Annotated in this window: 11 protein-coding genes; 4 read left to right on the top strand and 7 right to left on the bottom strand. The window is 48.5% G+C overall.

The window, feature by feature from the left end:
- Positions 1–148: 148 nt before the first annotated feature.
- Complete coding sequence (locus tag AC2215_RS21065) at positions 149–1,015, bottom strand: PfkB family carbohydrate kinase (protein WP_486811977.1); 867 nt, start codon at positions 1,013–1,015, stop codon at positions 149–151.
- Positions 1,016–1,102: 87 nt separating this feature from the next.
- Here AC2215_RS21065 and AC2215_RS21060 point away from each other — a divergent pair, with 87 nt between their 5' ends.
- Entirely contained in the window at positions 1,103–1,360 is a 258-nt protein-coding gene (locus AC2215_RS21060) for a hypothetical protein (protein ID WP_486811976.1), read from the top strand.
- A 309-nt stretch (positions 1,361–1,669) separates the two neighbouring features.
- Positions 1,670–2,098, top strand: a complete 429-nt coding sequence (locus tag AC2215_RS21055) for a hypothetical protein (RefSeq protein ID WP_486811975.1) — start codon at positions 1,670–1,672, stop codon at positions 2,096–2,098.
- An 87-nt stretch (positions 2,099–2,185) separates the two neighbouring features.
- Here the strand turns inward: AC2215_RS21055 and AC2215_RS21050 are convergent, their stop codons facing one another.
- Entirely contained in the window at positions 2,186–4,459 is a 2,274-nt protein-coding gene (locus AC2215_RS21050) for a heavy metal translocating P-type ATPase (RefSeq protein WP_486811974.1), read from the bottom strand.
- Between the two features lie 343 nt (positions 4,460–4,802).
- On the bottom strand, positions 4,803–5,642 hold the full coding sequence (locus tag AC2215_RS21045; RefSeq protein WP_486811973.1) for a sulfotransferase domain-containing protein: 840 nt from the start codon (positions 5,640–5,642) through the stop codon (positions 4,803–4,805).
- Between the two features lie 325 nt (positions 5,643–5,967).
- Here AC2215_RS21045 and AC2215_RS21040 point away from each other — a divergent pair, with 325 nt between their 5' ends.
- Positions 5,968–6,438 (top strand): peptidoglycan-binding domain-containing protein, encoded by a 471-nt coding sequence (locus AC2215_RS21040; RefSeq protein ID WP_486811972.1) that lies wholly within the window; start codon positions 5,968–5,970, stop codon positions 6,436–6,438.
- Between the two features lie 131 nt (positions 6,439–6,569).
- Here the strand turns inward: AC2215_RS21040 and AC2215_RS21035 are convergent, their stop codons facing one another.
- Both AC2215_RS21035 and AC2215_RS21030 read right to left on the bottom strand, forming a co-directional pair.
- A complete protein-coding gene (locus AC2215_RS21035; protein WP_486811971.1) occupies positions 6,570–7,877 on the bottom strand; it encodes a PAS domain-containing sensor histidine kinase in 1,308 nt (435 codons plus the stop codon).
- A gap of 776 nt (positions 7,878–8,653) precedes the next feature.
- Positions 8,654–10,396 (bottom strand): ABC transporter ATP-binding protein, encoded by a 1,743-nt coding sequence (locus AC2215_RS21030; RefSeq protein WP_486811970.1) that lies wholly within the window; start codon positions 10,394–10,396, stop codon positions 8,654–8,656.
- 363 nt (positions 10,397–10,759) lie between these two features.
- On the opposite strand from AC2215_RS21030, the gene AC2215_RS21025 reads away from it, so the two are divergent.
- A complete protein-coding gene (locus AC2215_RS21025) occupies positions 10,760–11,023 on the top strand; it encodes a hypothetical protein (RefSeq protein WP_486811969.1) in 264 nt (87 codons plus the stop codon).
- Between the two features lie 850 nt (positions 11,024–11,873).
- Here the strand turns inward: AC2215_RS21025 and AC2215_RS21020 are convergent.
- Both AC2215_RS21020 and AC2215_RS21015 read right to left on the bottom strand, forming a co-directional pair.
- A complete protein-coding gene (locus AC2215_RS21020; RefSeq protein ID WP_486811968.1) occupies positions 11,874–12,074 on the bottom strand; it encodes a hypothetical protein in 201 nt (66 codons plus the stop codon).
- Between the two features lie 303 nt (positions 12,075–12,377).
- The gene (locus tag AC2215_RS21015) at positions 12,378–13,313 is read right to left on the bottom strand and encodes a RuBisCO small subunit-like domain-containing protein (protein WP_486811967.1); all 936 of its coding nucleotides are present in this window, start codon (positions 13,311–13,313) and stop codon (positions 12,378–12,380) included.
- Positions 13,314–13,318: the final 5 nt, after the last annotated feature.

Raw genomic sequence — 13,318 nt, 5'->3', positions numbered from 1 at the left:
GGAATCGGGATGAAGTACTTTGCTCCCCAGCAACCAGATGTAGCCAGTGCGATCGCTTCGCTCATCAAGAGGCTTGCCAACCGCCCGAATCTCACCCAGAGTCGGCATCCCGTCGACGTCGCGGTCGCAAAACTGACGTTTTATAGACTTACTTGAGACTGGATGGAAAATCCGTAAGCGGGCCAAACTTTTCCAACTTCCGGGTGGCGGCCCGCGCGGCGAATCGACCGGCTTTCTCGAAATCTGTAGCGTTGAGGCGTTGGTAGATGTACCCGGCGATGTAGGTATCGCCGCAGCCGGTGGCATCGATCGCCTCTTTCGGGGCAAAAGCAGGGATTCGATAAAATTGGTTTTGGGCGTATACCAGGGAACCCCGACTGCCGAAAGTGACGATCGTTTCTCCCACTCCCCACTGACTCAGTTGGATGGCGGCGCGATCGATATCGGTTTCACCCGCTAAGATTTTGGCTTCGCGATCGTCGACTTTGAGGATATCGATCGAGGGAAGTTCGAGTTGTTTATTAAACCAATCTACATCGCGCACTTCTCCAGAAGGGGTAATTTCTCGAACTAAGCCTTGTGCGTCTAACGTGAGAAGATGTTGGCTGTTGGCAACTGCGGGTAAGAAACCCTCAGTAAAATCGCGATCGGTTAGCGGCCCAATATGGAAGACTTTAGCTTCGATATCGACAATATCGTTGGGAGAAAAAGATTCGGCAATTGCCCAGACTTTTTCAGTGCGCAAATCTAGGTTTTCTCGATAGTAGATTTCTTCAAATAACGAAGTTTCCGGACTGGGTTGCCAAAATACAGTGATGCCTCGGGATTTGAGTTCGGTGAGGAGTTCGGTGCGATCGCCTCGGGCCGTTTTGGTGATGACGGCGACGTTTAAACCGAGGCTAGCCAGGGCGATCGAGGTGTAATATGCCGTTCCGCCGGGGATGGATTTCTCAATTTTTCCATCCACTCGAATAATATCTTTGGTAATGTGACCGATAACGCAAACATCAAACACTAATTACATTTTTCCTCTTCATCTATACTAATGATAACAACTATTAATCACGACCAACTGCAAAAGATTTGCGATCGAGTTATCGAGATGTTAGCAGATTTTCAAGAAATTAAGCTTGCCGATGCCGATTATTACTGGTCTATTAATGCTCCAGAATGCTATAAAATGACCGACAATCCTGAAATGGTTATGGGTTCGCTGACAGACGATATCGAAGCGTTAAAAAAGCTTATCGATAACGAAGAGCGCCCAGTCACATTTGTCGATCTCGATCGACTTGCATCTGTTCTTCATGGAATTTCTGAGGGTATGAATCCTTGCGAATATCGTAAAATAGAGTCGTAATGATCGTCGATCGCTTAAATGCTAGACCCGAAAGATTACGCCTGTCAAATTTGTGGTTTCCTACAGCTATCTCCTCCTTGGGGAGATGACGGCAATACACCATTATTTGACATTTGTAATTGCTGCGGTGTTGAGTTTGGTTATGAGAATACAACAATACAAACAATAAAACAGTATCGCGAGCAATGGTTATCGGACAAAGATGACTCGCAGCCCAAACAGTAATGCGACGATAGAAGTTAATGCTCCTCAGAGTACTCCTGAAATTGACAAAATTAAATTCAATCCGTAACCTAAAAATCTGAAATCATGAACTCACAGTTTTGGAATGACTTTATTATCGAAGGAACAGAAGACTATGTTGGTCTATGGCTAATTATTCGCGAACTTGAGCGAGAACATCCAACTATTGAAAAGCATGAAATTCAAGTTATGGCTCTCGACTTAATTCGAGAAATACTTGAGACTGGTTTTATGAGAATAGGAATGTTTGAATATAATAATGACAAAAAGCTAGAATATAAACTTTGGGAACTCGGTATTGATAGTATAATATATCGACTTAAAACAGAGTGGGACGAACTTGGAAAAACACCAAATATTGGTGACATTGCTTGGCTAATCACAACAGAAAAGGGAGAAAAAGAAGCTGAAAAAATTATAAGAAAAAGAAAAAAATTAGATTCAGAAACTTACATCCCACATATATTCAAGCATATTTTCGATAGCGAACCATAATCTTTCTTTTTATTGGAGATCGAACTAGATAAACTTAAAGACTCTCAGTTCTAGATAAATTTCGATCGAACTCGTGGATATATTGAATCAACCTAACCCCGATCTCACTCTCGGTTCAAACTTTCGCAACCGCAAGGCATTCGTCACCACCGACACTGAACTCAACGCCATCGCTGCCCCCGCAATCTTCGGATCGAGCAACACACCCAAAATCGGGTACAGCACCCCAGCAGCGATCGGAATACTGCACACATTATATATATAAGCAAAAAAGAGATTTTGGCGAATATTCCCCATCGTGGCGCGGCTGAGTTCGATCGCCGTCACGATCCCTCGCAAATCCCCGGAAATCAGGGTAATATCGCTTGCAGCCATCGCTACATCCGTTCCCGTACCGATCGCAACCCCCACATCTGCCTGGGCTAAAGCCGGGGCATCGTTAATCCCATCCCCCACCATCGCCACCACTTTGCCACTGGTTTGTAAAATCTTCACCTGGGCAGCTTTGCGATCGGGGCGAACTTCGGCAAACACGCGGGAAATCCCCACCTCGCGGGCGATCGCTTCTGCGGTTTGGCGGTTGTCTCCCGTCAGCATCACCACCTCCAACCCCAGATTTCGCATCGCCGCCACCGCATCCACCGATGAGGGTTTGATGGCATCGGCAATTCCCAACAAGCCTTCAATTTCCCCATCCACTGCAATCCACGCCGTCGTGTTAGCCGCCGCTTCCCATTCCCGTTCCTGGGTTTGCAGCGCTTCCATTTTGATGTTTAATTCTACCATCCACCGCCCCGTACCGATTTGTACCAGGCGATCGGAAACGATGCCCTGCACTCCCATTCCCGCCACCGCTTGGAACTCCTCCACCTCTGGCAATGGCATCTTTACCCCCTGAGATCGGGCGTAGTCTACTACTGCCTGGGCGAGAGGATGTTCGGAATTGCGTTCCACGGCTGCTGCCAGTCGCAGGAGTTTGATTTCGTTACCGTAGGCAGTTCCCCCCACCGTGGCGTAGCGGGTGACGCTGGGTTTGCCTTGGGTGAGGGTTCCGGTTTTATCGAGGACGATCGCATCCAGTTCGTGCGCCAGTTCCAAACTATCCCCCCCTTTAATCAGAATGCCGTTTTCCGCCCCTTTCCCCGTTCCCACCATAATCGAGGTGGGGGTTGCCAAACCCAGGGCGCAGGGACAGGCGATAATCAACACCCCAACCGTCGTCACCATCGCTAGGGTGAGGTTTTTGGTGACGTTAAACCACACGAGAAATGTAATCAGGGCGATCGCGATGACAACGGGAACGAACCATTCGGTTATCCTGTCAGCGAGTTTCTGAATCGGGGCTTTGGCAGCTTGGGCATCGCGCACCAGTTGAACGATTTGCGCCAGCAGGGTATCTTTGCCCACCCGCGTCGCCCGGAACTGGAAACTCCCTGTGGCGTTCAGGGTTGCCCCCACCACTTCATCCCCCGCTTGCTTTTCGACAGGGATGGATTCTCCCGTCACCATCGACTCGTCTACCGTCGAGGAACCCACCATCACTTCTCCATCCACGGGGATTTTTTCACCAGGACGTACTACGACAATATCCCCCACCACCACCTCGGCAATAGGAATATCGAGTTCCGTTCCTTCTCGGATGACTCGTGCGGTTTTCGCCTGCAAGCCCATTAATTTGCAGATGGCGGCAGAAGTTTGCCCTCGGGCGCGATGTTCCAGCAGTCGCCCGAGCAGAATCAGAGTAATCACGACTGCGGCAGGTTCGTAGTAGACATCGGCGGCGAGTCCCCGATCTTGGAAGAAGCTGGGAAATATCGTTGCGAATAGGGAATAAATGTATGCCGTCCCGGTTCCCAACGCCACCAGGGTATTCATATCAGAGGTGCGGCGTTTTAGGGCTTTCCCTGCGCCGAGGAAAAAGGAATTGCCGCACCAAAACATCACCGGCGTACTCACGGCGAACTGCAACCAGGGATGATGCAGCCACATCGGGATAAAGGGGATGGGAAAACCCAGCATCATGGGCAGGGAACCGACGACGAGAAAAAGGCTGAGGATGCCACCGACGATAACTTTGCGCTGAAGTTGGTTCTGTTTTGCCGTTTGGGTTGCGGTTTCGGAATCTTCGGGATTGGAACCTTCGGTTTCTGTGTCGGGAATGGCAGTATATCCGGCTTTGGCAACCACTTGTTGGATGGTGTCGGGGTTCGTGGCGGTTCGATCGAATTTGACCGTTGCCCGTTCTAGGGCAAAGTTAACGTTGCACTCAGTCACACCGGGAATCCCTTGAATCGATCGTTCGATGGTTCGAGCGCAGGATGCACAACTCATGCCTTGCAGTCGTAGATGGAGGGTTTCCATATTCGGGATCTGTTAAACGCGGTGGATTCGTCGTCAGGAGAAAGCGTGAATCGGGTCAGGTCGATCGTCAATCCTGAATGCTTCTCTCGATCTTTCCCATTTTTTTGGGTTCTCGTATCTTCGGATATTTACGTCAGGTTATCAACCCAAAATCAAATGAGGATGAAATTCTAACGGTACTGAGGTTACGTGAGGACAGCTATACTTCCGCCTGAATCTTTCTCCCCCTGCTCCCCCCACTATCCCTCAACTCACCCTGGCGATGTCAAACACGAGCTTGAAGATCGCGATCGACCCCAGCCCAAATTTATTAGGTAGATCGTTTCTTTGAAGTTTTACGCTCTTAATCTTCCGAATCCATATCTTGTAATTCCAGCTGCTTTGCCCGATCGTACAGTGACTTTCCCTTCGATTCAATGAGTTGAACTGTTTCAGGCAGGAGTTCGTTTTTGGTGACGGTTTGCCCTTGACTGAACCGATTCGGACGAGTATCCGATGGATAACCTTTCCAGCCTTTTAACTGGTGTTTCTGGGATGAGTGGTTTTCCACGGCTTGACTGACCATCGATGAGTCGAGGGATAACCCAGTAAAGTTTAAGACTCTGGTTAAAGTATCAATGGGATTTTCTTTCAAGCATTCGTAGGAAATAAATAAGATGTCTTTTGACTCGAGTTGCTTCGCTCGAATATGGGTTTGTATATTTTTGCACCATTCAGATAAAGCGATCGAGCAAAATCGATCGGGGTCTTTTTTATTGAATTTTGAATAAGATAGTAAGGTTTGATGGGGGTTTCTAAATAAATAGATAATTTTTGGGGTTTGGACTAGATGAGGGAAGCCACCAATGCGATCGTATTTTTCGTGAGTCTTAATTAACCGAAAGGGAATTTTTAATCGATCGTCTATTTCATCGAGATCGTCTCTGTAGATATCGGGGACAACTTGACCGAGACTGACGGGAAGATCGGTCTGGGTTGGAATCCCGCTGGCTTGTAAAAGAAAATCCGCGAGCATGAGGCGCATCCAAGTATTTCCCGATCGAGGATAGGAGGAGAGGAAAATATCGTTGTTTTTTAAGTTTTTTTTGTTCTTTGTATAGGTAGTTCGTGCGGATTCATTTTTTAAAAAATCTAGACAATATCGCAAGGATAAATCTTGTAATAAACTCAGTTTGTCAATCATCTGTTTTGTTTGGTAGCTCTTACCCCAACCTACATCACGAAATTTTGTCCGTCAATTTGGTTAACCCGTATCTTTCCTCAATCCCTCTCGGAGTTCGATCGCCCTATTTTTTCGATCAATTCTCGGACTGTCATACTACCCCCGATGGGTACTGACTCAATCGGGACGGGCATTTGAAAAATTTGAGAAATCGCTGGCAAAAGTGCGATCGAGTTGGAATTGGAGAAGTGGCACGGATGGGGTTCGGAGTTCGTGAGGAATTGGCGATAGTGAAGACATCGAAAGAAACACACCCAACACCAACCGATTTACAGAGGATAAAATCATGACTGTTGCCAAAGAAACCGCCAAAACTCACCCCGTTCTCCGCAAAGGTAGCACTGGCGATGATGTCAAATACGTGCAAGATACGCTCAACTATATCTACGATTTTGAGTTGAAAGTTGATGGCATTTTTGGATCGACAACAGAAGGTGCCGTTAAGCAATTCCAAGAGGATTACCATTTAGTCGTCGATGGCATTGTTGGAGAGCAAACCTGGAATCGCCTAGTGGAAGTTCGCAATGCTCCCGTCACCCCGAGTTTGCCCACTCTGTACAAAGGCAGCACCGGCGAGGATGTTCAATACTTGCAAGATTTGTTAAATCATTTCGGCGAGACACTAACCGTTGACGGTATCTTTGGCATTCGTACGGAAGCGGCTGTCAAGACATTCCAAAATCGTAATGGTTTGGTTATCGATGGCATCGTTGGGGAGAAAACCTGGGATGCTTTGCATCAACAGTTTCACCACTAAGATCGATGTCTGAATTGGGATTTGAATAAAGAGAAAAGGCGATCGTTCTGAGGGGGGCGATCGCCTTTATTTGTTCGTTTTCGATCGGCTTAATTCCGATGTCTGAAGGGTGGAAATTCAGAACGATCGCCTTAATTCGAGTCCGGAATGGTGACTTTAAACACGGTTCCCTTTCTAGCATTATCTTCCACTTCCACTCGTCCTCCTTGCAGTCTTGCGTACTTTTGAGCGATCGCAAATCCCAATCCCGTTTCGGGAATTTCGCTCAGGCTGCCGGAACTATAACAGGATTCCAACAGCTTTTGTCGATCGCCGATGGGTAATGCGTTGCCTTGAGTTTTGACTAAAAAGACAATTTCATTCTCCTCCCGAGTCAGTTTGAGGGAAACTCGTCCTTTTTTTGAAGCATATTTTACGGCATTGGAGAGCAAACTCTTAATCGTATGTCGGAGAATTTTTCGATCGACATTCGCTGACATTTTTTTGGAAGCACTGCTAAATTTGAGAACGGAATCATTGCCCTGACTTAATTGAATTTCGTAGGTGAGACCTCGACAAAATTCAACGAGATCGAGAGTTGTTTTTTTCAGTTCGACGGTTTCTAGCTCGGTTTTGCCAACAATCGAGACGTAATCGACGAGTTCCGTCAGCCGTTTGACGTTAAAATCGATCGCTTCCAAGAGTTCTTCGCTCTCCTCTGGATTCACATCTCGGAGTAATTCGGAGGCAAATAAAATCGTATTTAAAGGCGTTCGCAATTCGTGAGAGGTCATCGCCACAAATCGCGATTTTAGCTCATTTATTTCTTTCTCTTTTTCGAGGGATTGTATTAGTTTAATTTCAGCCTTGACTCGATTGGTGATATCTTTTCCCAGATAGACAAAATCTGGCAGGTCTTTAATATCCGTTGGAATTTTTGCTCGAGACAAATCAACAATCACTTCGTCTCCGGATTTTGTCGAGCAAGAAATTTCTAGATTGCGATTTTGAGCATCTAAATCCGAATAATCTGTCGTTTTCGAAGTCGCAAACAATGAGAAATCAAACCCCTCGGGAAAAATAAAACTAATATTTCGATCGAGTAACTCCGATTCATCGTATCCAAATAAGGTTTGGGTGGCCGGATTGAGCTTTTTAATCGTTCCTGAATAATCGGTAACAATTAAAGCATCCGCCATGGAATTAATAATTTGGTCTAAGTAGGCTTGAGAAGCCGACCAAGCCATGGCTAGTAAACTTGCTTCGTTCGATTTTTTTAAAATTTTTTGTTCTAAAACTCTTTTTGTCGTTAACTCTTCAATACAAACTAAGACTCGATCGGCGGGGATTTCCCCATCTCGATCGACCCAGAAATGGAAGTCTAGGTGGAGTGATGTCTGAGGTGAGTTAGATTTGTCTAAAATAATAGAAGTTCGATAGCTATCTCTTGTTCCTGCCAAGAGTTCACCCAGAATAATTTTAATATCTGGTATGTCTGGGAAATCTAATGACAAAGGTTTACCAATCGAAACTTGTTCGAATTTATTCTCAAAATCTGGTAAGGAACAGTCAAGAACGATTGCATCTCGATCGAGCGTAAGATACTCGAAAGACAACAAACGTAATAAATTTTTCAGAGTGGAGTTCATCGACAATGAATTAATACTAGGGTCTGCCATCTCGCTCGAAAATCGCTGTTCGTACCCTCGAAACTTGTCTATCCTCGGCTTAAAGAGTCGGTCTACGACGACCCAAATTTTGCATTTTCACAGAATATTTCGATCGAGCAAGATAGATAGCCCCTCGAAATTGAGCCGGTCAAGGAATGTATAGAAATAAGCCAATGGTCATGACCGAAGTCGCGATGGCTCGAAATTTTTTCTCGAGCGAATCCCAAAAACACCTAGAACTGTACTGTCTCAACTCTAGATTCGGAATTTGGACTTGCTTTCAAAACCAACGTGCAAGTGCAACGAGCGCTCCCCAAGTTTGTGGCCGACTGATGCCAACAGTCACCAGATATACGGCACTGCTCGATCCTAGCGTAAAGGCTCAATAAAATTTTAGATTTTAGATTTTAGATTTTAGATTTTCGACTTTAGATTCGATCTCGATTGTCAAGATGCTTCGATATCGCAGTGGGTACGACCATTTGGACAACATCGGACAACTGTGCGATCGTACTAAAGTCTTCCCCCCCTGCTCCCGAAGCCCCCGACGCCCCCGAAGCCCACCTTTACAGGTCGAACTCGCGGGCGTAAAAACGCGCGTAACGATCGCCCTTTTCCAACAATTCGGCGTGGGTTCCCGATTCCACAATGCGTCCCCCCTCCAACACCAAAATCCGGTTGGCGCGGCGCACGGTGGCCAGGCGATGGGCGATGGCAAATACCGTCCGCCGTTCCATAATCCGCTCTAAGGCCTCCTGTACCAGCGCTTCCGATTCCGAATCCAGGGCCGATGTCGCTTCGTCGAGAATCAAAATGTGGGGGTCGAGGAGTACGGCGCGGGCAATGGCTAAACGCTGGCGCTGTCCCCCAGATAAATTCACCCCTCGTTCTCCCACCCAAGTCTGATAGCCTTCGGGAAACTGGCTGATAAATTGGTGGGCATTAGCAATTTTCGCCGCAGCCACCACCTCCTCCAAGTCGAACTCCGAACGACCGAAGGCAATATTTTCGGCGATGGTTCCGGTAAATAAAATCGTCTCCTGGGGGACGATGCCGATGTGTTGGCGCAAACTCGATAGGGTCACCGTGCGGATATCCACGCCATCGATGAAAATGTGCCCCCGTTGGGGTTCGTAAAAGCGGGGCAGCAGGTTCGCTAGGGTGGTTTTGCCCGCCCCAGAGGCCCCTACCAAGGCAATAAGTTCCCCCGGACGGACGAGTAAATCGAGGTCTTGCAAAACCCAGGGGGTTTCCGAGGTGGATGGCGATTCGTAGGCAAACCAGACGTTGCGGTACTCCACCTTACCGGTAACGGCCGATAACTCAGCGGCATCGGGTTGTTCGAGGACTCCTGGAGCAATGTTCGTTAACTCGAAAATGCGATCGACGGATGCTTCTCCCTGCTTATACTCGTTGTAGTTGCCGGTGACTTGACCGATGGGATCGATTAACATCGCCACCCCCGCCACGTAACTGACAAATCCGGGGCCGGTGAGGTTGCCCCGCGAAATCTGCCAAGCCCCCAGCCAAAACAGCAACAACACGCTCATGGCTTCAAAAAAACCCACTACGAAAAACTGGAGGGCTTTAACTTGTTCGGCCGCATATTTGGTGCGTTGGTTGGCCTGGGCTTGTTGGGTAAACCGGGCTAAGGTATAGTCTTCGGCGGCGAACGCCTGAATTAACCGCATCCCCCCAAAGAGTTCCGTCAGCAGGGCCGCTAAATTGGAGATTTGCGCCTGGGAACGGCGAGAAAATTTCAGCAGTCGTTCCCCGAACCAACCGATTAAAACCGCCATCAACGGGGCGATGATGAAGGCGGCGATGGTCAGTTGCCAGTTCAGCCACACCATGTAGCCCAGGACGACAACCAGTTGCAACATGGAGGGGAGGAACTGGTGAAAGATTTTGTAGATGACTTCGCCGATGCGATCGAGATCTTCAGTGAGTCGATAGGATAAATCGCCGGTTTTGGCGGTGGCGAAGTAGTCGAGGCTGAGGGTCTGGAGGTGAGCGTAAACCCGCCCTCGCAAGTTGAGTACCGCGCCCAGGGAAGCTTTAGCCATCAGGGTATCCTGACCGTACTGTACGGCACCTCGCAGCAGGAAGATAACGGCGCTGTAGGCGGCCAGTTGCGCGATAGCGGCGAAATCCCCTTGCCCGATGAAGTTGGCGACTCGACCGGCAAGCCATCCCAGAATCGGCCAGAAGATGGTAAATGCGAGGGTACAGGCAATTGCACCGGCGATCGTCCATCCATGGGGACGCAGGTAGGGGAGGAGTTGCCAGTAGCTAGAGCGTGTTTTCATCGGCGATCGCGACTCGGTGGAACGAGCTTAGCAGGCGCGACCCTCAACGAACAAGGAACGATCGCAGATATTGCGATACTTGAACCGACGTAAGGAAATCGCAAACCTGGTGTAACTCTCTCGTGCGTAAGTTTGTGCTGTTTTGATATATTCAAAGTTTTTTAAATTTGCACCTCTGAAGCGATGAAGTGTGCGTTTAAATACATCATGAAAGCTTATAAGAGGTATAACTATAGCTTAATACCAATAACAGACGATTAGGCGTCAGGGGTCGGGTGTGATATTCCTACCCCTTTTTTCTCCCCTGCACCGTTTCCCTTCAAGGTCTGCGAGTTTTTACTAAATTATTTCATCGAAGCCAATATGGACGCTTACCCTTCAAAAGATGCGATCGCAACTGCCTTTCGTTGGGAATGCTCGACCCGGCGCGCCGCCAGGATTCTGGAACTCAAACGCCAGCGCATTCTCGACGATCTCCGACAAACTCTCGAACATATGGCGCTCATCGTACCCTCTCCCAATAGTGGCGATCGCACCGGTTTACCGACAGAAGTCTTGCAAGATGCCCTAGAACGATTGGAAGATGATGCCTTTGCGGAATTTGTGATGCAAATGTTGCAAGAATAACGGTGTTTGGTGGTGGTGGGAACTAATCATCTGTCCTATGGCATTGGTGTGGACCAAACATAGGTTTTCGGTGAGGATTCGGGCTTATCTGCGGCTGCACAACACCACAGTTATAGAACCCATTTGACATCTTTCTCGGTGGTGTCTGGCTTTGAAGGAAGTCGTTCATCGAGTTGCTCCATACAGAGCTGCCTGAGTGGAGTCATTTGCGACTTTCTCAGGGCAAATCGGTCTCACTATAAGGCTTGTGGCTCAAGGATGATATCTCAAATGGGTTCTATACGGCAGCGGGCGGTGGATATAACGACAACTCTAAGAAGCACACTGTGAGTAGCCAGAAAAACGTATTAAATCGGCGTTAAACCGTACAATTTGCTGTTCACTTTCTCCAACTCCTCTGTAGTCGCTTCTCACAGCTTCGGAGGCTTAGCCTCTACCGTTAAGGGCGTAGTTTAGTAGGAGTCAGGTAGGCAGTCTACCCTAGCCTTGTACAATGAGAGGTAGGAGTCGCAAAACCCTATTTACTAGCCTCATCGCACACCTAAAGCGTTACCCCTCTAGGCTTTCCCCTTTTCCGGAAACTCCAGGATCGGGTTAGTTCTGTATCGAGCGATTGCTTTCAACCCAACGTTTCGAGCGGCGTTAAGACCCGAATGTGCCCGATAACCTTCGTTCCATACCCAGGTTGCACCGGGTTGGTACTCGGTCACACTTTCGTCGATCTCGTTCTGACGGGCTAAGTCATTTCCCCACGGGTCTAATTTCGAGGTGTTTCTTGGAGACACCCGCGTGGTCAAGATTCCGAAGTCCTGGTAAGCAATTCGCTTCACTCCCTCGTAAATCTTCGACTTTAGCCAGTACGCCCGTTTCTGATTCGACCGTCCCCAACCGTCATCAGCTCGATGCCACGCCACCCGCCGTTAGACTTAGCGGGGGTTTCGATGATTTCAGGATGCTTGTCAACGATGGTGAAGTAGAACTCCACCAGTTCGTTAAAAATCGCTTTCGTCGGCTGAAAACTCACACCATCGCGGTGTAGCTTCGTTCGCATCGACTTCGTTGCGATACTAAATCCTTTCTTTCTCCTGAGTGACATCGGCTTCGACCTCCTTTTGTCCGATTACTTGCATCGTGAAGGATGCGGTGCTAGCTCGACGATGCCCGCCAGGGGATTTCCGATCATCGAGCCTTCCTTCGTTTGCCCAGCGAGCGAGAGTTTTAGGGTGATAACCGTAGCGGTCTTGAACTTGTTTAGGAGAGAGGTACATAGGAGTCTCTGTTTGATTACGTTTTACTCCTATATACTGCGATATTTTACTATTTAATCGCTAGACCCAAAATTTGATTTTGAAGCTCACTCTGGCTTCTGAATCAGTCTCTCCCATTGACGCTGTTTTGCCTTGGGGTCAATGCTCAACAATCGCACGTAGTCGCTGGGACGATCGGCCAAAAACTGCTCCACCTGGGTTAGCACCTGAGCCTCATGGGCGCTGGTAATCGTAGGGCCACTCTGCCAGGAACCAACCTTGAATCGTCGCGCATTGGCAAATTCCAGGCCAATGTGGTGACCCAGGCGGAGTTGTTGTCGGATCGTGTCTACAATATCTGCCTGTAAAGGGTGAGGTGCTTTGCCATTTTGAGACATAGACCCAGAGCCATTACTCGAGGTCGGATTCTGCAAAGAGGTGACGCAGGTAGTATCGTCAGCACAGCGATACCCTGCCCGTAAGGCTTGATTAATTTCGACCACGTGGTGAGAAAAGGTGCGATCGCCCTCTTTAGCATCCGGCAGCCGATCGGCGGCCTGCTGAGTCGTAATCACCGCTCCCGACGGCACATACTTACCGGGGGGAATCTCCACATCCTGAATCAGGGCGTGCATCATCACAATGCAACCGTGACCCACCTGGGCATTAAACACCGTCGAGCGAAAGCCAATAAAACACTCATTCCCAATGTAAGCCGGACCGTGGATCAACGCCATATGGGTAATGCAGGTATCATGACCGATCCACACCGAGTAGGCTTGCCCATCGTCCCCTAAGATTCGTCCCTGCTCTAATCCATGGATGACCACCCCATCCTGAATATTGGTATTCGCACCGATGTAAAAGGGAGCCCCTTCGTCCGCACGAATGGAGGTATTGGGGGCGACGATTACATTTTCGCCTAGTTGCACATCCCCAATCAGACTGCACTGGGGATGGACATAGGCAGATGTGGCAATGGTGGGCCGATCCAGATCGCGGTCCCAGGGGGTGGGTGGGGCGGGTTGATGACGCAGCGGCATGATAC

The sequence above is a fragment of the Zarconia sp. genome (assembly GCF_057467645.1).
This window is presented reverse-complemented; position numbering and strand designations above follow the sequence as displayed.

Coding starts and splice junctions, on each gene's coding strand:
- AC2215_RS21025 (WP_486811969.1), top strand. CDS start 10,760: ATGGACGCTTACCCTTCAAAAGATGCGATCGCAACTGCCTTTCGTTGG.
- AC2215_RS21015 (WP_486811967.1), bottom strand. CDS start 13,313: ATGCCGCTGCGTCATCAACCCGCCCCACCCACCCCCTGGGACCGCGAT.
- AC2215_RS21030 (WP_486811970.1), bottom strand. CDS start 10,396: ATGAAAACACGCTCTAGCTACTGGCAACTCCTCCCCTACCTGCGTCCC.
- AC2215_RS21060 (WP_486811976.1), top strand. CDS start 1,103: ATGTTAGCAGATTTTCAAGAAATTAAGCTTGCCGATGCCGATTATTAC.
- AC2215_RS21020 (WP_486811968.1), bottom strand. CDS start 12,074: ATGCGAACGAAGCTACACCGCGATGGTGTGAGTTTTCAGCCGACGAAA.
- AC2215_RS21040 (WP_486811972.1), top strand. CDS start 5,968: ATGACTGTTGCCAAAGAAACCGCCAAAACTCACCCCGTTCTCCGCAAA.
- AC2215_RS21045 (WP_486811973.1), bottom strand. CDS start 5,642: ATGATTGACAAACTGAGTTTATTACAAGATTTATCCTTGCGATATTGT.
- AC2215_RS21050 (WP_486811974.1), bottom strand. CDS start 4,459: ATGGAAACCCTCCATCTACGACTGCAAGGCATGAGTTGTGCATCCTGC.
- AC2215_RS21055 (WP_486811975.1), top strand. CDS start 1,670: ATGAACTCACAGTTTTGGAATGACTTTATTATCGAAGGAACAGAAGAC.